The sequence below is a fragment of the Enterovirga aerilata genome (assembly GCF_013044135.1).
Classification (GTDB): domain Bacteria; phylum Pseudomonadota; class Alphaproteobacteria; order Rhizobiales; family Beijerinckiaceae; genus Enterovirga; species Enterovirga aerilata.
The window spans coordinates 665366-685746 of sequence record NZ_JABEPP010000002.1 but is presented as its reverse complement, the minus strand read 5'-3'; the positions used below and the strand labels follow the sequence as shown (position 1 = coordinate 685746).

The window sequence follows — 20381 nt, the reverse complement described above, 5'->3', positions numbered from 1 at the left end:
TACCAAAGTCGCATATTCAAGATGTCGCTGCGGCATTTATCTTTGACCTAGAGCGATTCCGAACTAGGATCGCCGTGGGATCACAGTCTCCGTCGAGAGACGTTTCTGGGAGGACCTCCTGAGATGAACATGGAGCTCTCACGGCGCGCGTTCCTGCGCTCCGCGGGAGCAGGCGTCGCCGGGACGGCAATCGGAGCCTTCGGCTTTGGCGGGATCGAGGCAGCGCATGCCTCCTCCATCCGAGCCTTCAAGCTCACCACGATGGTCGAGACCCGCAACACCTGCCCCTACTGCTCGGTTGCCTGCGGGATCATCACTTACTCGAAGGGCGATCTCCGGAAAGGCGAGAAGGCGGAACTGGTCCACATCGAGGGCGATGTCGATCACCCGACCAACCGCGGCACGCTCTGCCCGAAGGGCGCGGCGCTGCTCGATTTCGCGAAGGCCGAGACGCGGCTGAAGTACCCGATGATCCGCAAGCCGGGTTCGGACAAGTTCGAGCGGGTCTCCTGGGACCAGGCGCTGGACCGCATCGCCCGCCTCATGAAGGACGACCGCGACCAGAACTTCGTCGCCAAGAACAACGACGGCGTCACGGTCAACCGGTGGACGACGACCGGCTTCCTCGCCGCCTCTGCCACCACGAACGAGACGGCCTTCGTCACCTACAAGGTGGTCCGAAGCGCCGGAATGCTGGTCTTCGACAACCAAGCGAGAGTTTGACACGGCCCCACGGTGTCCAGTTTGGGCCCGACTTTTGGCCGTGGCGCGATGACGAATTCCTGGACCGACATCCAGAACACGGATCTCGTCGTCATCATGGGTGGAAACGCCGCCGAGGCGCACCCGTGTGGTTTCAAGTGGGTCACGGAGGCGAAAGCCAACCGGGGCGCGAAGCTGATCGTCGTCGATCCGCGGTTCACCCGCTCGGCTTCGGTGGCGGATTTCTATGCCCCGATCCGGCAGGGCACGGACATCGCCTTCCTGCTCGGCGTGATCAAGTATTGCATCGATAACGACAAGGTGCAGTGGGACTACGTGAAGGCCTTCACCAACGCGAGCTACCTTGTGAAGGACGGCTTCTCGTATTCCGACGGCCTTTTCGTCGGCTATGACGAGAGCAAGCGCGATTACAACCGCAGCGAGTGGGACTACCAAATCGGGCCGGACGGCTACGCGCTGGTGGACGAGACGCTGCAGAACCCGCGCTGCGTCTGGAACCTGCTGAAGCAGCACGTCGCCCAGTACACGCCCGAGATGGTCGAGCGGATTTGCGGTACCCCGAAGGACAAGTTCCTGAAGGTAGCGCAGATGATTTCGGAGACGTCCTCGCCCCAAAAGGCGATGACGTCGATGTACGCGCTCGGCTGGACGCAGCACTCGAAGGGCTCGCAGAACATCCGCTCGATGGCGATGCTCCAGCTCATCCTGGGAAACATCGGCATCCGCGGCGGCGGCATGAACGCCCTGCGCGGCCACTCGAACATCCAGGGCCTGACCGATGTCGGGCTAATGTCCAACCTCATCCCGGGATACCTCACGATCCCGACTGAAAGGGAGGTCGACTTCCAGACCTACATGGGCTCGCGCGGCTTCAAGCCGCTCCGGCCCAACCAGATGAGCTACTGGCAGAACTACGGCAAGTTCTTCGTCAGCTTCCAGAAGGCCATGTGGGGCTCCGCCGCCACGAAGGACAACAACTGGGCTTTCGAATACCTGCCGAAGCTCGACGTCCCAGCCTACGACATGCTCCGCGCCTTCGAGCTGATGCACGAAGGCAAGATGAACGGGTATGTCTGCCAGGGCTTCAACCCGCTCCAGTCGATGCCGAACAAGGCGAAGCTGATCCGGGGCCTGTCCAAGCTGAAGTACCTCATCACGATGGATCCGCTGGAGACGGAGACGTCGCGGTTCTGGGAGAAGCACGGCGAGATTAACGACGTCGATCCGAAGTCGATCCAGACGGAGGTGATCCAGCTCCCGACGACGTGCTTCGCGGAGGACGAGGGTGCCCTCGTCAATTCCGGCCGCTGGCTGCAGTGGCACTGGCCGGGCGCGACCCCGCCGGGCGAGGCGAAGCACGATACCTGGATCATGGCGCAGATCCACCTTCGGCTGAAGGCGCTCTATGCCAAGGAAGGCGGCGCCTTCCCGGATCCGATCGCCAACCTGCACTGGCCCTACAAGGATCAAGGCGAGCCGCATCCCGTCGAGATCGCCAAGGAGCTCAACGGCTACGTCCTCGAGACGGTCTACGATCCGGCCGACCCGACAAAGGTCGTGTTGGAAAAAGGCAAGCAGGTCGCCGGGTTCGGCGTCCTGCGCGATGACGGCACCACGGCCTGCGGCTGCTGGATCTATTCCGGTTGCTACACGGAGGCGGGCAACATGATGGCGCGGCGGGACAACACCGACCGCGACAACACCGGCGCCCACCCGAACTGGGCCTTCTCCTGGCCGGCGAACCGCCGCATCCTGTACAACAGGGCGTCGGCGGACCTCGACGGCAAGGCCTGGGATCCGTCCCGCAAGCTCATCGAGTGGGACGGGACACGGTGGTCTGGCTACGACGTGCCGGATATCGCCCCGACCGCGAAGCCGCGGGAGGTCGGACCCTTCATCATGAACCCGGAGGGCGTCTCGCGCCTCTTCACCCGGGGCATGATGCGGGAAGGGCCTTTCCCGGTGCACTACGAGCCGTTCGAGGCGCCGATCGCGAACGTGATCGCGCCGAAGATCCGGGGCAATCCGGTCGCCCGCGTCTTCAAGAACGACATGACCCAGTTCGGCGACGCTACGGAATTCCCCTACGCGGCGACGTCCTACCGGCTCACCGAGCACTTCCACTTCTGGACGAAGCACGTCTGGGTGAACGCGGTTCTACAGCCCGAATTCTTCGTCGAGATCTCGGAGGAGCTCGCAAGGGAGAAAAGCATTCAGCCCGGCGGCTGGGTGCGGGTCTGGTCGAAACGCGGTTCCATCAAGGCCAAGGCCGTGGTGACGAAGCGCATCCGGCCGCTGATCTGCGACGGCAAGCCCGTCCATGTGGTGGGCATTCCCCTCCACTGGGGCTTCACCGGAGCCGCGAAGGAGGGGTTCGGTCCGAACGCGCTCACCCCCTTCGTGGGTGACGCCAATATCGAGACGCCGGAGTTCAAGGCGTTCCTCGTGAACATCGAACCCACCACGCCGCCGGCGGTCGCATAGGGAGGATGGCCATGGCAATCACGACCAACCCTCCCGTCGCGCCGACGCCAGCGTCCTACGGCGACAAGGACCTGCTGCGGCGCTCCGCGTCGGGGCCGCAGCACCCGGACCGGCAGCTCACGCCGGTCGCAAAGCTGATCGACGTCTCGAAATGCATCGGCTGCAAGGCGTGCCAATCGGCATGCCTTGAGTGGAACAACCTCCGCGAGGAGGTTGGGGTCAATACGGGGGTCTACGAGAACCCGCACGATCTCACGCCAGCTTCTTGGACATTGATGCGGTTCACCGAGTGGGTGAATCCCGAGACTGACAATCTCGAGTGGCTCATCCGCAAGGACGGCTGCATGCATTGCGCCGATCCGGGCTGCCTCAAGGCCTGCCCGGCCCCGGGCGCCATCGTGCAGTACACGAACGGCATCGTCGATTTCGATCGCAACCACTGCATCGGCTGCGGCTATTGCGTGAAGGGCTGCCCCTTCAACATCCCGCGCATCTCCAAGGTCGACCACAAGGCCTACAAGTGCTCGCTCTGCTCGGACCGGGTGGCCGTTGGCCAAGGACCGGCCTGCGCCAAGGCGTGCCCGACCCAGGCGATCGTGTTCGGCACCAAGGAGGAGATGAAGCAGCACGCCGACAAGCGCATCGCCGACCTGAAGTCGCGCGGCTTCAAGAATGCGGGGCTCTACGACCCGCCGGGCGTCGGCGGCACGCATGTCATGTACGTGCTGCACCACAACGACAAGCCGTCGCTCTATGCGGGCCTACCGGACAATCCCCGCATCAGCCCCCTCGTGGAGGCCTGGAAGGGGATGACCAAGTATGCCGGCCTTGCCCTGATCGGGCTCACGGCGGCGGCGGGCTTCGTCCACCATCTCGTGGCCGGCCCCAACAAGGTGACCGAGCACGACGAGGAGGAAGCCGCCCGCTTCGCTGAGGGCAAGGCGACTGACGGGAGGGTCGCATGAGCGCCTCGATCCGGGAGGCCCCCTCGCGGGCGGAGCCGAAGGTGACCGTCAGCCGCTACTCGGCGCTGACGCGCCTCAACCACTGGACGCTCGCGGGGAGCTTCGTCCTTCTGGCGCTGACCGGGCTCGCCCTGTTCCACCCCAGCCTGTACTGGCTCACGGCCCTCTTCGGCGGCGGCCAGACCACGCGCTGGCTCCATCCCTGGGTCGGGGTGGTGCTCATGCTGGCGTGGCTCGTGATGTTCCTCCGGTTCCTGCCCTACAACCTGCCGGACAGGACCGACATCGCCTGGCTGAAGGAAGGCAAGGCCATCCTCAGCGGCGACGAAGGCAACGTGCCGGAGGTCGGGCGCTACAATGCCGGCCAGAAATTCGTCTTCTGGTCCTTCGGGCTGCTCGTTCCGGCCCTGTTCCTGACCGGCCTCGTGATCTGGGACCAGTATTTCTACGGGTGGACCACGATCCCGCAGAAGCGCGCCGCGATACTCGCCCACGCGCTGCTGGCGGTCGGTATGATCTCGATCTGGATCCTGCACGCCTACGCGGCCGTCTGGGTGCGCGGAACCCTTCGGGCGATGACCCGCGGCTATGTCACGGGCGGCTGGGCCTGGCGGCATCATCGCAAGTGGCTGCGCGACATGGTGACAGGTCGCGAGAGGCGCAGAGAGGGCGTGACGCCCGCACAATGAGGTCAGGCGGGCCGGCACTCCGGCCCGTGGAGCGGTGTCCCACGTGGCCCGTGTGGTTCGTGAGGTCTTTCAATGTCGCAAGTCTATGGGCCGGCCACCAGTCCGGTGATGTCCGGCGGGGTCTCGACCCCGCCGCCCGTCCGCCTTCCGGATCCGGCAAGCCTGTTTCGGCGCCGCGCCGAGCGGTTACGTGCGCTGTCCGCAGGCCACCAGCTCGAACCCTACCTGGCCTTCCTGGCGGATCTCGCGGCCGCCCAGGATCGAGTTAAACCTGTCCAGCCCGCTCCTGTCTTGCCCGCGGCCGACGAGCTTCGCCGCTCGCGCGAGTTCCGCATGCCCGCGCTCGACAGGAGCCGGCTGGCGCGCGAGCCGGCCGTGAGCGATACGGTCGATGGCATCGTCGCGCGGCTGGAGAGCGCAACCATGCCCGAGGCGGCGCGCGCAGCGCTTGCCGTCGTGAGCGCCACCGGCCCTGTCGAGCGCGCCCAAATGGCCCAGGCAGTCCTCGACAACGCGGTGCCCTTCGAAGAAGTCGCCGAGCACGTCCTGGTCGCCGCAGCGCTCCAGGTGGTCGCGGCCTGTGTCGCCGGCGCACTCCCGGTCGGCGCCCTGACCACTCTGGAAGAATGCCTCTGTCCGGTCTGCGGCAGCGCGCCGGTCAGCTCCAGCGTGGTCGGCTGGCACGGCGCTCACGGTGCGCGCTACTGCACGTGCTCGCTCTGCAGCACGTCGTGGAACTACGTCCGCGTCCGCTGCACGGCCTGCGGCGGGACGGAGGGCATCGCCTACCAGGAGATCGAGGGCGGTCCGGACACGATCAAGGCCGAGTCCTGCGACACCTGCCGCAGCTATCTGAAGGTCTTCCACGAGGTGAAGGACCCGGCGCTCGACCCCGTTGCGGACGATGTCGGCTCGCTTGCGCTCGATCTCCTGGTTGCGGAGGCCGGCTATCGCCGGTCGGGCGTGAACCCGCTCCTCACGGGCTATTGACCGCCGCGATGGACGAGACGGCACGCCTGCGGGCGCTTCCATCCGTGGACGAGGTGCTTCGCTCGCCCGCCGGCGCCGGCGCGGTCGGGCAGTTCGGCCGACAGGCTGCACTCACGGCAGCACGGCGCTCGGTCGATTCGGCTCGTCGGGCGATCCGGGGCGGAGCTGGAATCCAGCCCAGTGCGGAGGATCTCGGGGCGGCCATGGTGGCCCAACTGGCGGACGCCGCGACCCCACGGATCCGGACCATCTACAACCTTACCGGGACGGTGCTGCACACCAATCTCGGCCGGGCTGTTCTTGCCGAGGCGGCAATCGAGGCTGCGACGCAGGCCATGCGCGAGGTGGTCGCGCTCGAGTTCGATCTGGCGAGCGGCAAGCGGGGCGAGCGCGACGATCTCGTCCGCGACCTGCTGGTCGAGCTGACCGGCGCCGAGGACGCGACGCTCGTCAACAACAATGCCGGCGCGCTGATGATCGTCCTGAGCGCGCTCGCCGCAGGACGGGAAGTCATCGTATCCCGGGGCGAGATGATCGAGATCGGCGGGGCCTTTCGCCTTCCCGACATCATGGCGCGGTCCGGCGTGAAGTTGCGCGAGATCGGCACCACCAACCGGACGCATCCTCGCGATTATCGCGACGCGGCGGGCGGGGAGACGGGCCTGATCCTCAAGGTCCACACCTCCAACTACCGGGTCGAGGGCTTCACGGCCGAAGTCACCGGGCGCGAACTCGCGCCAATCGCGCGCGAAACCGGGCTCCCGCTCGTCAACGATCTCGGCTCAGGCACCCTCGTCGACCTGACCCGGTTCGGCCTGGGCCACGAGCCGACCGTCGCCGACGCCGTGCGGGACGGGGCCGATATCGTCACCTTCTCGGGCGACAAGCTCCTCGGCGGCCCGCAGGCCGGCTTCATCGTCGGGCGGCGCGAGCTGATCGCCCGGATCAACAAGAACCCGATGAAGCGCGCGCTGCGGGCGGACAAGATCCGGCTCGCCGCGATCGAGGCGACGCTGCGCCTCTATCGCAACCCGGACAGCCTTGCCGAGCATCTTCCCACCCTCCGGCACCTCGCGCGGTCGCAGGCCGACATCCGGAGCATGGCCGACGCGATGCTTCCGCAGGCTCAGGCCGCACTCGGCCCGAGCTTCACGGTCGAGGTCCGAGACTGCATGAGCCAGATCGGCTCGGGCGCGCTGCCGCTTTCGACGATCCCGAGTGCGGGCCTCAGGATCACGGCAGCCGTATCCCGCTCCGGGCGAGTCCCCGAAGAGCTAGCGGCATCGTTCCGTGCGCTGCCGGTGCCGGTGATTGGGCGGATCGAGGACGGAGCGTTCTGGCTCGACCTGCGCTGCCTGGAGGCGCCCAAGCCGTTCCTGGCCAATCTCGCCTTCTTCGGCGGGAGCGCCTGATGAGCATCTTTGACCGCCTACTCCGACGCGAGCCGAAGCCGGAAGCGGATGCGGACGCCGTCATGGCCGAGGCGCTCGCAGTCGGGCAGGCCGGCAACTACGAAGCCGCGCTCGCGCTGTGGGGGCCGCTCGCCCATGCGGGCGTGCCGCGGGCGCAGAACAATGTCGGCGCCTGCTTTGCCGAGGGCCTTGGCGTCGCCCAGGACCTCGGACTTGCCGTTCGCTGGCTCACCCTTGCGGCCGAGGCCGGCGATCCCGTCGGACAGCGGAACCTCGCGGCTTTGTATTTCCGGGGCGACGGTGTCGAGCAGGACACCATACGAGCGGCGAGCCTCTACCGGTCGGCCGCGGAACAGGGCGACGGGCCGGCGCAGGACATGCTGAGCTGGCTTCTGCTCGAAGGAGAGGAGATCCAGCCCGATCCCGTCGAGGCACGGCGCTGGGCGGAAGCTGCCGCCGCGCAGGGCATCGCGTCGTCGATGACCCGCATCGGCATGCTCCACCACAACGCGCTCGGAACGGAGCGCAATTCCGCCGAAGCCGCCCGCTGGTGGCGGATGGGCGCGGAGCGGGGCGACGCGGACGGGCAGGCCATGCTCGGCGCGGCGCTTGTGCTCGGGTCGGGGGTCGAGCGCGACCCGGCGGCCGGGCTCGAATGGCTGCTGCGCGCCCAGGCCGGCGCGAGCGCGCTCTGCGCCCCGTTCTTCGCAGCGGCGCGGGCGGCCCTCTCGCCCGAGGAGGCGCTTGAGGCCGAGCACCGCGCCTCCCTGCCGCTGCCGGAGCCGGCGCCATGATCGTCGGCACGGCCGGGCATATCGATCACGGCAAGACGTCGCTCGTGCGCGCCCTCACCGGGGTGGAGACGGACCGCCTGAAGGAGGAGAAGGCGCGCGGCATCTCCATCGATCTCGGCTTCGCCTACCTGCCGACCCCGGACGGCGATCGGCTCGGCTTCGTCGACGTGCCGGGCCATGAGAAGTTCGTCCGCACCATGCTGGCGGGCGCGAGCGGCATCGATTTCGCGCTGCTCGTCGTCGCGGCCGATGACGGCCCGATGCCCCAGACCCTGGAGCATCTCGCTATCGTGGACCTTCTCGGCATTCGGAAGGGGTTGGTCGCCCTTACGAAGGCCGACCTCGTGGACGAATTGCAGTTGCTCGAAGCCGAAGAGGCCGTGCGGGCCGTGCTCGCCGGGACCGCGCTCTCCGGTGCCGACATCCTGCCCGTGTCCTCTGCCACGGGCCTCGGTGTGGACGCGCTCCGCGCGCGGCTCTTCGAGGAGGCGGCTGCGCACGCAGCCCGCGACGATGCCGGCCTGTTCCGGCTCGCCGTCGACCGCAGCTTCACGCTGTCCGGCGCCGGGACGGTGGTTACCGGAACGGTCATGTCCGGCCAGGTCGCGGTGGGTGACCGCGTCGTGATCAGCCCGGCCGGGACACCGGCTCGCATACGTGCCATCCACGCGCAGAACGAGCCGGCGGAGCGGGGCCGGGCCGGCGACCGCTGCGCCCTCAACCTTGCTGGCGACGGGATCGGGAAGGAGTCCGCTCGGCGGGGCGACGTCGTCTGTGCGCCCGGGCTGCACGCGCCGACGATGCGCATCGACGCGGAACTGCGACTTCTCCCGGGAGAGCCGAAGCCCATCGGCACCTGGACCCCGGTCTTCCTCCACCACGCGGCCTGCGAGGTTGGCGCGCGGGTCGTCCCGCTCGGGACGGCCCGGCTGGGGCCCGGCGAGGCAGGGCTTGTCCAGATCGTCCTTGATACCCCCATCGCCGCTGCCGCAGGCGACCGCTTCGTCCTCCGGGACACGTCCCAGCAGCGCACGATCGGCGGCGGCCGCTTCCTGGACCTGCGCCCGCCCTCGCGGAAGCGGCAGACGCCGGAGCGGCTGGCCCAGCTCGCCGCTCATGCGCTTCGCGATCCGGGCGAGAGCCTGGAGGCGCTGCTCGACCTCCCGCCCTGCTATGTCGATCTGACGGCATTCGCTCGTGACCGGCTCCTCGGCGAAGAGGCTCTCCGCGCCATCGCCGCCCGACTCGAAGTCGTGCCGCTCACCCTTTCCGGCACGACCATCGGCATCGGGGCAGGCGGCTTCTACCGGCTGCGGACGGCGAGCTCGGCCACCCTTGCGGACCACCATGCCGCCAATCCCGACCTGATGGGCCTGGGTATCGAGCGGCTCCGGACGAGCGTCGAGCCGCGCCTGCCGGCCCCAATCTTTCGCGCAGCATTGAGCCAACTAGCGGCCTCAGGTGCGGTTGTATTGGAGGGCGCCTGGGCCCGCCTGCCGGGGCATACGGTCAGCCTGTCGCCCGAGGATGAGCGCCGATGGGAGCGGATCTCGGCGCTTCTCGGCGGTACTGAGCGGTTTCGCCCGCCGCGGGTGCGCGACATCGCCGGGACGCTGGCGCTTCCCGAGCCCGACATCCGCCGCCTCCTGAAGCTCACCGGCAGGCTTGGGCGCGTCGACGAGGTGGCGCATGACCACTTCTTCCTGCGCGAGACCGTTGCCGAGATGGTGGACATCATCTCCCGCCTGTCAGGCGCGGCGCCGAAGGGTGAGTTCACGGCCGCCGCCTTCCGCGACCAGGTCGAGAACGGCCGCAAGGTTGCGATCCAGATCCTGGAATTCTACGACCGCCACGGCGTCACGCTCAGGCGTGGCGACCTGCGGCGCGTCAATCCGCACAGGCTCGACCTCTTCCGCACCTTAGGGGCGGAGGAGGCCGGTGAGCCCGAAAGAGAAGCGTCCCCGGTGGGGCGTCCGGACTTCAAATCCGGGAGGGGCCGCGAGCCGGTCTCTGGTGGGTTCGACTCCCACTCTCTTTCGCCAACATCTACGGTGGCGCTTTGAACAGGGCGGCAGCTTTCGTCGAGGAGCTCCGGATGGCTGCGACCGGCGCGAACGGCGCCGAAGCCGCCTTGCGGGAGGATTTCGCTCGGCGTATCGCGGCTCTTGCAGAGGAGCGCGCCTTCGCCTTCCGGCGCTTGAACCTGCTCACCGCGATCACCGATAGCGTCACCCGGGCCGACGACGAGGACATGGCGGCGGTCTACGGGCTCAGCCATCTCCGCCACCGCCTCGGCTGGAGCGAGACGGAGGGCGTGCGGGACGAGGTCCTGGAGCGGTTTGCTCCGGTCTGCCGGGCTCTGCACGCCGCGAGCCGTCCCGAGCCCGACCCGGAAGCTGATCCGGGCGCGGAGCTCGCCCGGTTCGAGGCCTGGTACCGCGAGCGGGTCGGCTCCTCCTTCTGGGTGCTGTTCGAGAACCCGATGCCGGAGACGCCGCTTGTCGACTTCTAGACAGAAGCGCACCGTTCCCGAATTCGAGACATGGCTGCGCAAGGAATTCGCCGAGGACGGCTCGTTCACTGCGCTGACAGTGCTTGTCGAGATCGGCGAGACGCAGGTCACGCCCGTGTCGTCGACATTCTTCAATGTCATCGGGCCTGACGTGTCCTGGGCGGAACTCGTCGCGCTCTTCGCCGGCTCGGGACAGAAATGGGACGGCGCGGCGTTCTTCCCGGCAAGGGACGGCGACGGCGACCCGCTCGACAACACGATGGCGCGCATCCGATTGCGCGAGGTCGAACTGCGCCTCGGCGAGGACCGCCTCGTGCTGAACGAGGGCCACTTCTTCGACAAATGGGGCCGCCGACTCCAGGTCGAGGAGATGACTCGCCAGTGACGGCTCGGTGATCGACAAGCTCGAATTCCTCCTGGCGCTGGCGCGGGAGCGTCACTTCGGCAAGGCCGCAGAGGCTTGCAGGGTGACGCAGCCGACGCTCTCGGCCGGTATCAAGTCGCTGGAGGACCAGATGGGCGTGCTGATCGTGCAGCGCTCCTCGCGCTTCCAGGGGTTCACCCCGGAGGGGGAGCGCATCCTGGACTGGGCGCGCCGCATTGTCGGCGACGCCAAGGCCATGAAGCAGGATGTCGACGCCCTGAAGCGCGGCCTGCATGGCCATGTCCGCATCGCCGTGATCCCGACGGCCCTGCCGATGGTCGCGCGGCTCACCACGCCCTTCCGGGAAAAGCATCCGGGCGTGCGCTTTACGATCCTGTCCAGCACCTCCATCGAAATCCTGACGCTGCTGGAGAACCTCGAGATCGATGCCGGGCTGAGCTATCTCGACAACGAGCCGCTGGGCCAGGTGCGGACCGTCCCGCTCTATGACGAGCGCTATCGCCTGCTCACCGCACGCACCGCCGAGTTCGGGGACCGGAGCAGCGTGACCTGGGCGGAGGTCGGCCGGCTTCCGCTCTGCCTGCTGACGCCGGACATGCAGAACCGGCGCATCATCGACCAGATGCTGCGCAATGCCGGGATCGAGCCCGAGCCGACGCTGGTCTCGAACTCCACAATCGTGATGGTGTCCCATGTGCGGACGGGCCGCTGGTCGAGCGTGCTGCCGCCCATCCTGGCGGAGAGTATCGGCCTGCCGGACACTGTTGCATCCATCCCGATCGTCGAGCCGGACGTGACCCATTCCGTCGGCCTGATCGTTCCGCACCGCGAGCCGACGACCCCAATGGTGGCAGCGCTGGTGCGGGAGGCGCGTCAGCTGGCGCGTCAGCTCGAAGCTGAGCGCTGATAGAGATGTTCTATCGCACAACGGAACAGCTGCATTGATCTGACGCCGCTTCGCCCGTCTCCTCAGCAGATCAGAGCCATTCTGATCAGGACGGGACATGAAGTACGAGCCCTGGGATCCCGCGCTCGCAGCGGAGATCATCGGCAGGCACGCCTCGCTGGACGGGGCGACGCTGCCGATCCTGCACGCCCTTCAGGAGACCTTCGGCTACGTCGACCGGGAAGCCGTCCCGATGATCGCGGAAGCCCTAAATCTCTCCCGCGCCGAGATCCACGGCGTCGTTACGTTTTATCATGATTTTCGATCGGCCCCGGCCGGCCGCCATGTCGTGAAGCTCTGTCGGGCCGAGGCGTGCCAGTCCGTGGGCGCGGTCGAGCTGGCCGATCACGCCAAGCGCAGGCTCGGCGTCGACTGGCACGGCACGACGTTCGACAGCCGCATCACCTTGGAGCCCGTCTTCTGCCTCGGCCTTTGCGCCTGCGGGCCGGCGGCCCTGATCGACGGCGAGCCGGTCTCGGGGCTCGATGCGGCAGCCTTCGACGCCGCCGTGGCGGAGCTTCGGGCATGATCCGCATCTTCGTCCCGAAGGATGCTCAGGCGGTCGCGCTCGGAGCGGACAAAGTCGCACGCGAGGTCGAGCGCGTCGCCGCGGAGCGCGGCGAGACGGTGACGATTGTCCGAACCGGCTCGCGCGGGCTGTTCTGGCTGGAGCCGATGGTCGAGATCGAGACTGCGGACGCCCGCATCGCCTACGGGCCCGTGAAGCCGACCGATGTCGTCTCGCTCTTCAATGCAGGCTGGCTCGCGGCCGGCGAGCACCCGATCCGAGTCGGTCGCCCCGAGGAGATCCCCTATCTCGCCCGCCAGACGCGCCTCACCTTCGCGCGCTGCGGCCTCGTCGATCCGCTCTCGCCCGACGATTACGTGGCCCATGGCGGCTATGCCGGCCTGAAGCGCACGCTGGAGATGCTCGGCCGCCCAGAGGGTCAGACCGCAATCGTCGACGAGGTAAAGGCCTCCGGCCTTCGTGGCCGCGGCGGCGCGGGCTTTCCGACCGGCATTAAGTGGTCAACCGTGCTCCTCGCGGAGGCCGACCAGAAATACGTCGTCTGCAACGCCGACGAGGGCGACAGCGGCACCTTCGCCGACCGCATGCTGATGGAGGGCGATCCCTTCTCCCTGATCGAGGGCATGACGATTGCGGGCCTGGCGGTCGGGGCCACGAAGGGTTTCATCTACATCCGGTCCGAATACCCGCACGCCTTCCGCACGATGACGGACGCGATCGCGGCGGCCACGAAGGCCGGCTATCTCGGATCCTCCGTCATGGGCTCGGGCCGGGCCTTCACGCTGGAGACGCGGCTCGGCGCTGGCGCCTATATCTGCGGCGAGGAGACCTCGCTGCTCGACAGCCTCGAAGGCAAACGCGGCATGGTGCGGGCCAAGCCGCCGCTGCCCGCCATCAAGGGCCTCTTCGGCAAGCCGACGATCGTCAACAACGTGCTCTCGCTCGCGACCGTGCCCTGGATCATGGCGAACGGCGCCAAGGCCTATGCGGATTTCGGCATCGGTCGCTCACGCGGCACGCTCGCCTTCCAGCTCGCCGGCAACATCGCGCGCGGCGGGCTGGTGGAACTGCCCTTCGGGCCTCCTCTCAGGGAGCTGATCGAGGAGTTCGGCGGCGGCACCCGCTCAGGGCGCCCGCTCCGGGCCGTGCAGGTCGGCGGACCGCTCGGCGCCTATTTTCCGCAGGAGCTGCTCGATACGCCGCTCGACTACGAGGCTTTCGCCGCCAAGGGCGGCATGGTTGGGCATGGCGGCATCGTCGTGTTTGACGATGCCGTCGACATGGCCGCGCAGGCTCGCTTTGCCTTCGAGTTCTGCGCAGCCGAAAGCTGCGGCAAGTGCACGCCTTGCCGCATTGGCTCGACCCGCGGCGTCGAGACGATCGACAAGGTTACGGCCGGGATCGAACCGGAGAAGAACCTGACGCTCGTCCGCGACCTCTGCGAGGTCATGACCGACGGCTCGCTCTGTGCCATGGGCGGCCTCACGCCACTGCCCGTGCTGAGCGCGCTGAACCACTTTCCCGAGGATTTCCGTCGAGCGCCCGCGCTCATGGCCGCGGAGTAGGAGCACGCCCATGGCTCTGATCAAGGAGCTCGACACCGGCACGCCGATCCGGCTTGCGGCGACCACCGTGACGCTCACGATCGACGGCCAGGAGGTCACAGTGCCGATTGGCACCTCCGTGATGGCCGCTGCGGCCACGATGGGCACGCAAATCCCAAAACTCTGTGCCACCGACATGCTGGAGCCGTTCGGCTCCTGCCGGCTCTGCCTGATCGAGGTCGAGGGGCGGCGCGGCACGCCCGCCTCCTGCACGACCATCGCGGAGGACGGCATGGTGGTCCGCACCCAGACGCCGAAACTGGCGAAGCTCCGGCGCGGCGTGATGGAGCTCTACATCTCCGACCACCCGCTCACCTGCCTGACCTGCTCGGCGAACGGCGATTGCGAGCTGCAGACGCAGGCGGGTGCGGTCGGCTTGCGCGACGTGCGCTACGGCTACGAGGGCGAGAACCATCTGGACGCGCCGACCGACGCGTCAAACCCTTACTTCGCCTTCGAGAGTTCGAAGTGCATCGTCTGCAACCGCTGCGTCCGGGCCTGCGAGGAGGTGCAGGGCACGTTCGCGCTTACGATCCAAGGGCGCGGCTTCGGCTCGAAGGTCTCGCCCGGCGGGACAGACTTCTTCTCGTCGGAATGCGTCTCCTGCGGCGCCTGCGTGCAGGCCTGCCCGACCGCGACGCTGAACGAAAAATCCGTGATCGAGATGGGGGTGCCGGAGCACTCGGCGGTGACGACCTGCGCCTATTGCGGAGTCGGCTGTTCGTTCAAGGCCGAGATGCAGGGCGACAAGGTCGTCCGCATGGTGCCCTACAAGGACGGCAAGGCCAACGAGGGCCATTCCTGCGTGAAGGGCCGCTTCGCCTATGGCTACGCGACCCATAAGGACCGGATCACCAAGCCGATGATCCGCGAGACGATTACCGACCCCTGGCGGGAGGTGACCTGGGCGGAAGCGATCGACCGCGCGGCCTCCGAGTTCAGGCGCATCCAGGCGAGCTACGGGCGTGACGCGATCGGCGGCATCACGTCATCCCGCTGCACCAACGAGGAGACCTACCTCGTCCAGAAGCTGATCCGGGCAGGGTTCGGCAACAACAACGTCGATACCTGCGCCCGCGTCTGCCATTCGCCGACCGGCTACGGCCTGAAGGTCACGCTTGGCACCTCGGCCGGCACCCAGGATTTCCGCTCCGTCGCGCAAGCCGATGTGATCCTGGTGATCGGGGCCAACCCGACCGACGGCCACCCGGTCTTCGGCTCGCGCATGAAGAAGCGCCTTCGGGAGGGTGCGCGCCTCATCGTGGCGGATCCCCGCCGCATCGACCTCGTGAAGTCGCCGCACGTGCGGGCCGACTACCACCTGCAGCTCAAGCCCGGCGCGAATGTCGCCCTCATCAACGCAATCGCGCATGTTGTTGTCACGGAAGGCCTCGTGGATGAGAACTACGTCCGGACGCGCTGCGACCTGAACGATTTCGAGACCTGGGCACGCTTCATCGCCGAGGTGCGCAACTCACCGGAAGCCGTGGAGGAGATCACAGGAGTTCCGGCTGCCGATGTCCGGGCCGCCGCGCGCCTCTACGCGACCGGCGGCAATGCCGCGATCTATTACGGCCTCGGCGTCACCGAGCACTCGCAGGGCTCGACCATGGTGATGGGCATGGCGAATCTGGCCATGGCGACGGGCAATATCGGCCGCGAGGGCGTCGGCGTAAACCCGTTGCGCGGCCAGAACAACGTCCAGGGCTCCTGCGACATGGGCTCGTTCCCGCACGAGCTCCCCGGCTACCGACACGTCTCGGACGACGCGACGCGTGAGATGTTCGAGGGGCTCTGGGGCGTGAAGCTGCAGAGCGAGCCGGGCCTCCGCATTCCCAACATGCTGGACGAGGCCGTGCAGGGCCGCTTCAAGGGCATCTACATCCAGGGCGAGGACCCGGCGCAGTCCGACCCCGACACGCAGCATGTCACGGCAGGCCTGCGCGCCATGGAATGCGTGGTCGTGCAGGACATCTTCCTGAACGAGACCGCCAAATACGCCCACGTCTTCCTGCCCGGCTCGTCGTTCCTGGAGAAGGACGGCACCTTCACCAATGCCGAGCGCCGCATCTCGCGCGTCAGGAAGGTCATGTCGCCGATGGCGGGCTATGCGGACTGGGAGGTGACGCAGCTCCTCTCGAATGCGCTCGGCTATCCGATGAGCTACCGCCACCCGAGCGAGATCATGGACGAGATCGCGGCGCTCACGCCGACCTTCTCGGGCGTCTCCTTCGCCAAGCTCGACCAGGTCGGCTCGATCCAGTGGCCCTGCAACGAGGCGGCACCGAACGGCACGCCCATGATGCATGTCGACCGTTTCGTGCGCGGGCTCGGCAAGTTCATGATCACCGAGTTCGTGCCGACGGAGGAGCGGACGGGCGCGAAGTTCCCGCTGATCCTCACCACCGGCCGGATCCTCAGTCAGTACAATGTCGGCGCGCAGACCCGCCGCACGGAGAACTCGCGCTGGCACGAGGAGGACGTGCTCGAGATCCACCCCTTCGATGCGGAGCTGCGCGGTATCGCGGACGGCGACCTCGTTGCGCTGGAGAGCCGCTCGGGCGACATCGCGATCAAAGCGCGCATCTCCGAGCGCATGCAGCCGGGCGTCGTCTACACGACCTTCCACCACGCCAAGACCGGCGCGAACGTGATCACGACTGATTACTCGGACTGGGCAACCAACTGCCCCGAATACAAGGTGACGGCAGTGCAGGTCCGGAGGACGAACCGACCCTCTGACTGGCAGGCGAAGTTCTACGACGAGGAATTCTCCCTCAAGCGCATCGGCGGCTACCTGGACGCGGCGGAGTGAGCGGGATGGACCACGCTCCCACGGACCCCGCCACGAAGCTCGTGCGGATGGCCAACCAGATCGCCTCGTTTTTCCGCTCCTACCCGGACGAGGAAGCCGCCGCAGGCGTGCACGACCACATCGTGGCCTTCTGGTCTCCCGTGATGCGGCGTGACCTCCTTGCCTATGTCGACGCAGACGGAAGTGGCCTCGACCCGCTTGTCGAGCGAGCTATGCACCGGATCGGCAAGGGCCCGAGCCCGACGGCGCGCGAAGCGGCGGGACCAGACGAAGTCGGACAACTCGGCGCCGGCGACGCTGGATAGTCAACGTCGTGGACCAATTCGCCACGGCCGAATGGAGAGCTATCATTTCTTGCGCTCAGGTCCGCTTCCCCCGGGTGCCTCTCCGAAGCAGACGGACCGCTCTCGGCCAGGATGGGTCGCGAACGCGGGAGCAGGTTGCCAGTTAGCGATGTTCTGACCGAGTTGGGTCGAGAGCGGTCGCCTTCCTGACGTCCGCTCTGATACCTTGCCTGCCTCACAGCTGACGCTACTTAAGCGAGGAATTGGCGCTGCGGCGGTTGGGGCGCTGCACCGATCCAGGTTGGGTGCGAAAGTGCCTCGGCGGGCGTTTGCGGTTTCGGGACGCCTGCGGCAGATTGCAGACTTGGTACACAACACCGGCACCAACGCCTCAGTCTGTACCTGCTCATGTGATTGATGTTGTTGACGTTCTGCCGGCGCGGTTCTCCTCCCCTCAGCTCTACCAAGTTGCAACTGGTTTCAAAACCAACCGTTGAGTGACAGGAACTCGCCAGGATCGAATTGCGCGGGGAGCGGACGAAAGCTCCGAACGAACGATCCTGCTCAGTGGAGTGGCGCACTGCCTGCGGGCTCAGGCAAGCCTGCCGACAACTCTCCTTGCCAAACGGAGGGCCCTATGGGGTGAGCCTAATGAGCCTCTCCTGGACGCTGTGTGGTGCTGTGAGGCCTCCGCCGGTGGTCGTCGCGCGGGAAGGCCCGACGTGGGTGAGGGCGGTCGCCCGCGCAAAGCCCACGGATGTTCCTGCGAGCTTCAGCGAGTTGCCCGTACAGTGCTCCTTCAGGGATCGTCAAACGCGCTGCATCCACCTTGAGCAGGTACCGAAGGAACACGTCCCGAAGCTCGATGAACGCCGTACTGTTCTTCGTGTAGGAACGTCGCCGGATGGCATCGCGGGTCGAGAGCTCATTCACACCGGCCGTGAGCGCCATCTGCTCGATGTAGACGGTCGATGACAGGACGAGCTCAATGTGAGCCAGTCCGCTCTCCTTAATCGCGATCTTGTCCGCCATCCCAAGATCCTGGAGATTGGGATCTAGAGCTTCGACAAGCCGCCGCTCGTACAATCGCCGCACGCAGTGAAGGACTAGCTCTTCGGCGACGCCGCACGCCTCGAAGTACTCGCAGAGATCCGTGATCAACCAGTGCCGCTCCTCGACGCTGTCGCTCCGGATGCTGTTCATGCGTTGGCGAAGGATCCAGAGCACGTAGAAGGAGAGGAGAGGGGACCCAGGGCGCTGAGGGTTACTGTAGAAGAGGTTTGAGACGAACTCGTTCTCAGTCTCCGAGAAGCGGTCATACTCACCCTTAATGAGCGCACGATGGGTGCGGAACTTGTCCGTCGTGACGGTTGGGCCGCCGAACTTGGATCGTATAATGTCGTCGATCTTGATCTCTGGCGAGAGGAAGATCCGCTCTGCGAGCTTAAGCATGCGGCGGATGTCGAAATTACCCAGGCGCCCGATCAGGCCCGATACGAAATCGTTCTCAACGAACACTTTCTCAACTGCCTCGGCGAGCATCTGAAGGTTGTTAACTTCGACCTGGAACCCTTTAGACGAGAAGTACGCCCGCGCAGCGTTTGGCTCCTTCCGGAGCTTCCCTTTCAGGAAGCTGACGCGGCGAGAGATGATCTCCTTCGCCTCGGGGACGGGGAGGTAGAAGCTCTTAGCCGCATAGCTTTGGAGGGCTCCAGCCTTTGACAGGCGCCAGACCGTCCGGTCCGTGATAGGGACGATGTTGAACACCGGCGCTGCGCTCTCGAGCGAATGAGCTAGCTGGTAGACCGCATCCTGCACTTCGACCGGAAACTGGTCCGTGTTGTCGAAAATCAGGCAGGGCAGCTTGCCTTGACCTCGGGTCGCCCAGTCGAGCAGGAGCCGGACATACTCGTCCGGCTCCTTCTCTCGCCGTTTTTCCATGTGCTCACCGAACTGGATTTTGAACTCGTCCTTGTCCTTCTGGTAAAGCGGCCGACGAGCGCCGTTCCGCCACCGCTGGTATTCCTTAAAGAAGATGCCTTGAAGGTCCTCGTAATGGGGTGGGGTATTGGCGCACACCCCGGCCTCAAGCGTCTCGCGCAGCTTGAGGATTGCCCAAACTACGATCTTGTCAGGGTCGCCGTGGTAGTCTCCAAGGTCGACCCGCGCGACGACACATCTCTCGCGCACGCTGGAAGGTAGGATCTGGTCGAAGAACCTGTCGATGAAGGTCGATTTGCCGGACCCTTTGTTGCCGATCAGCAGCACGGTTTCAGACCGGCGCGAAGTCATGGTCCGCTCTAGTTCTGCCTGAAGGGCACCTCCGTGCTCCGTGTTCAGTGACGAGATGTTGTTCAGGACCTTCTGGATGATTTTCTGGAGTTCTAGGTCGGCCTTCCGGCTTTCCCCTGTCTCGACGAAGCAGTCGCGAAGCATCTCTCGATCCTGCTCGTCAGAGAGGCGAGAGAAGAACTGTGAAAATAGAAGCGAAGCGTCGTGCGCCAATGGGTCGCGCGGACGCATGCGAGCCTCGGCGGGGTCGAAGGCGAAGAACTGCTGCTCGGCATCTCCGACCGCCAGGCCTTCCGCATCCTTCAGGTGAGCCAAGTGCCGACGGTCGAGAACAGGTCTGGGCCCAAGCAATTCGGCAAAGCGCCCAAAAGTCTCAATGACAGACGTAAGGGTTGGAAACAGAATACCCTTGCCCTCCAGAGGAGGCCTGCCGTCGGTTCGCGAGGCGCGGAAGAAGAGCCAAGTCTCGCCATCGGTGACCGCCGCGACGGCAACACCCTTCTCCGTAGCGTAACCGAGCGCCTGGCGTATCCCAGGTACGAGCGGCTTCACCACGGGACCGGAAAGGCTGACGAACGAGACCTCATTAGACTTCGTGGCGGGTGCCAAGAGGCCGGCCTTCTTCGCCTCGATGACCATCGCACCGCGGCGATCTCCGACCGTGAGCAGGTAATCGATGAAGCCGGACTCGGTGTGAGGCTCCGTGAACACCGCTTCGCGCTTCCAGCCCATGACCTCGAAAAGAATTCTGTCGAGAGCCTTGAGGCGGGTATCAGCCTCATTGGGGTGTTCCGCCAAAGCCGCCCGTATGTCCGGCTCGAGCGTTCGAAGGGTTAGAAAAGCCCGGTCCGTTTCTGCCGACATCAAGCCCCGTCGCATCTGTGCTCGGAAGAGCGAGGCGGACTACAGCTACGCTCACCGCCTAGTGGTGAACCGAAGATGATCATCTTGGCGGCG

At 66.3% G+C, this 20381-nt stretch carries 14 protein-coding genes, 1 tRNA gene and 1 pseudogene; 15 read left to right on the top strand and 1 reads right to left on the bottom strand.

The window, feature by feature from the left end:
* Nucleotides 1–123: 123 nt before the first annotated feature.
* The 15 genes and pseudogenes from fdnG (at nt 124) to HJG44_RS08520 (ending at nt 17153) form a co-directional block, all read left to right on the top strand.
* Nucleotides 124–3207: a formate dehydrogenase-N subunit alpha gene (gene fdnG, locus HJG44_RS08590; protein WP_171217915.1), complete on the top strand. Its 3084-nt coding sequence runs from the start codon at nt 124–126 to the stop codon at nt 3205–3207.
* A gap of 11 nt (nt 3208–3218) precedes the next feature.
* Nucleotides 3219–4172, top strand: coding sequence for a formate dehydrogenase subunit beta (fdxH, locus tag HJG44_RS08585; protein ID WP_171217914.1), 954 nt, complete (start codon nt 3219–3221; stop codon nt 4170–4172).
* A complete protein-coding gene (locus tag HJG44_RS08580) occupies nt 4169–4861 on the top strand; it encodes a formate dehydrogenase subunit gamma (protein WP_171217913.1) in 693 nt (230 codons plus the stop codon). Before fdxH ends, HJG44_RS08580 begins: the two co-directional genes overlap by 4 nt.
* 72 nt (nt 4862–4933) lie before the next feature.
* Nucleotides 4934–5851 (top strand): formate dehydrogenase accessory protein FdhE, encoded by a 918-nt coding sequence (gene fdhE / locus HJG44_RS08575; protein WP_171217912.1) that lies wholly within the window; start codon nt 4934–4936, stop codon nt 5849–5851.
* Between the two features lie 8 nt (nt 5852–5859).
* The gene (selA, locus tag HJG44_RS08570) at nt 5860–7263 is read left to right on the top strand and encodes an L-seryl-tRNA(Sec) selenium transferase (RefSeq protein WP_171217911.1); all 1404 of its coding nucleotides are present in this window, start codon (nt 5860–5862) and stop codon (nt 7261–7263) included.
* Nucleotides 7263–8057, top strand: coding sequence for a tetratricopeptide repeat protein (locus tag HJG44_RS08565; RefSeq protein ID WP_171217910.1), 795 nt, complete (start codon nt 7263–7265; stop codon nt 8055–8057). The genes selA and HJG44_RS08565 overlap by 1 nt, the downstream gene beginning before the upstream one ends.
* Nucleotides 8054–9886 (top strand): annotated as a pseudogene (selB, locus tag HJG44_RS08560) (selenocysteine-specific translation elongation factor); the annotation flags it as partial. The gene HJG44_RS08565 and the pseudogene selB, both read left to right, overlap by 4 nt.
* A gap of 117 nt (nt 9887–10003) precedes the next feature.
* Nucleotides 10004–10099: transfer RNA gene (locus HJG44_RS08555), tRNA-Sec, on the top strand.
* A gap of 53 nt (nt 10100–10152) precedes the next feature.
* Nucleotides 10153–10569: a hypothetical protein gene (locus HJG44_RS08550; RefSeq protein ID WP_171217909.1), complete on the top strand. Its 417-nt coding sequence runs from the start codon at nt 10153–10155 to the stop codon at nt 10567–10569.
* A complete protein-coding gene (locus tag HJG44_RS08545) occupies nt 10556–10954 on the top strand; it encodes a hypothetical protein (RefSeq protein WP_171217908.1) in 399 nt (132 codons plus the stop codon). Before HJG44_RS08550 ends, HJG44_RS08545 begins: the two co-directional genes overlap by 14 nt.
* Before the next feature lie 7 nt (nt 10955–10961).
* Entirely contained in the window at nt 10962–11861 is a 900-nt protein-coding gene (locus HJG44_RS08540) for a LysR substrate-binding domain-containing protein (RefSeq protein WP_171217907.1), read from the top strand.
* Between the two features lie 97 nt (nt 11862–11958).
* Nucleotides 11959–12429: a formate dehydrogenase subunit gamma gene (locus HJG44_RS08535; RefSeq protein WP_171217906.1), complete on the top strand. Its 471-nt coding sequence runs from the start codon at nt 11959–11961 to the stop codon at nt 12427–12429.
* Entirely contained in the window at nt 12426–13994 is a 1569-nt protein-coding gene (locus HJG44_RS08530; RefSeq protein ID WP_171217905.1) for a formate dehydrogenase beta subunit, read from the top strand. Before HJG44_RS08535 ends, HJG44_RS08530 begins: the two co-directional genes overlap by 4 nt.
* A 10-nt stretch (nt 13995–14004) precedes the next feature.
* A complete protein-coding gene (gene fdhF, locus HJG44_RS08525; RefSeq protein WP_171217904.1) occupies nt 14005–16848 on the top strand; it encodes a formate dehydrogenase subunit alpha in 2844 nt (947 codons plus the stop codon).
* A 5-nt stretch (nt 16849–16853) separates the two neighbouring features.
* Nucleotides 16854–17153: a formate dehydrogenase subunit delta gene (locus tag HJG44_RS08520; RefSeq protein ID WP_171217903.1), complete on the top strand. Its 300-nt coding sequence runs from the start codon at nt 16854–16856 to the stop codon at nt 17151–17153.
* Between the two features lie 627 nt (nt 17154–17780).
* Here HJG44_RS08520 and HJG44_RS08515 read toward each other — a convergent pair.
* Nucleotides 17781–20288, bottom strand: coding sequence for an ATP-binding protein (locus HJG44_RS08515; protein WP_171217902.1), 2508 nt, complete (start codon nt 20286–20288; stop codon nt 17781–17783).
* Nucleotides 20289–20381: the final 93 nt, after the last annotated feature.

Coding starts and splice junctions, on each gene's coding strand:
- fdxH (WP_171217914.1), top strand. CDS start 3,219: ATGGCAATCACGACCAACCCTCCCGTCGCGCCGACGCCAGCGTCCTAC.
- HJG44_RS08580 (WP_171217913.1), top strand. CDS start 4,169: ATGAGCGCCTCGATCCGGGAGGCCCCCTCGCGGGCGGAGCCGAAGGTG.
- fdhE (WP_171217912.1), top strand. CDS start 4,934: ATGTCGCAAGTCTATGGGCCGGCCACCAGTCCGGTGATGTCCGGCGGG.
- selA (WP_171217911.1), top strand. CDS start 5,860: ATGGACGAGACGGCACGCCTGCGGGCGCTTCCATCCGTGGACGAGGTG.
- HJG44_RS08565 (WP_171217910.1), top strand. CDS start 7,263: ATGAGCATCTTTGACCGCCTACTCCGACGCGAGCCGAAGCCGGAAGCG.
- HJG44_RS08550 (WP_171217909.1), top strand. CDS start 10,153: ATGGCTGCGACCGGCGCGAACGGCGCCGAAGCCGCCTTGCGGGAGGAT.
- HJG44_RS08535 (WP_171217906.1), top strand. CDS start 11,959: ATGAAGTACGAGCCCTGGGATCCCGCGCTCGCAGCGGAGATCATCGGC.
- HJG44_RS08530 (WP_171217905.1), top strand. CDS start 12,426: ATGATCCGCATCTTCGTCCCGAAGGATGCTCAGGCGGTCGCGCTCGGA.
- fdhF (WP_171217904.1), top strand. CDS start 14,005: ATGGCTCTGATCAAGGAGCTCGACACCGGCACGCCGATCCGGCTTGCG.
- HJG44_RS08520 (WP_171217903.1), top strand. CDS start 16,854: ATGGACCACGCTCCCACGGACCCCGCCACGAAGCTCGTGCGGATGGCC.
- HJG44_RS08515 (WP_171217902.1), bottom strand. CDS start 20,288: ATGTCGGCAGAAACGGACCGGGCTTTTCTAACCCTTCGAACGCTCGAG.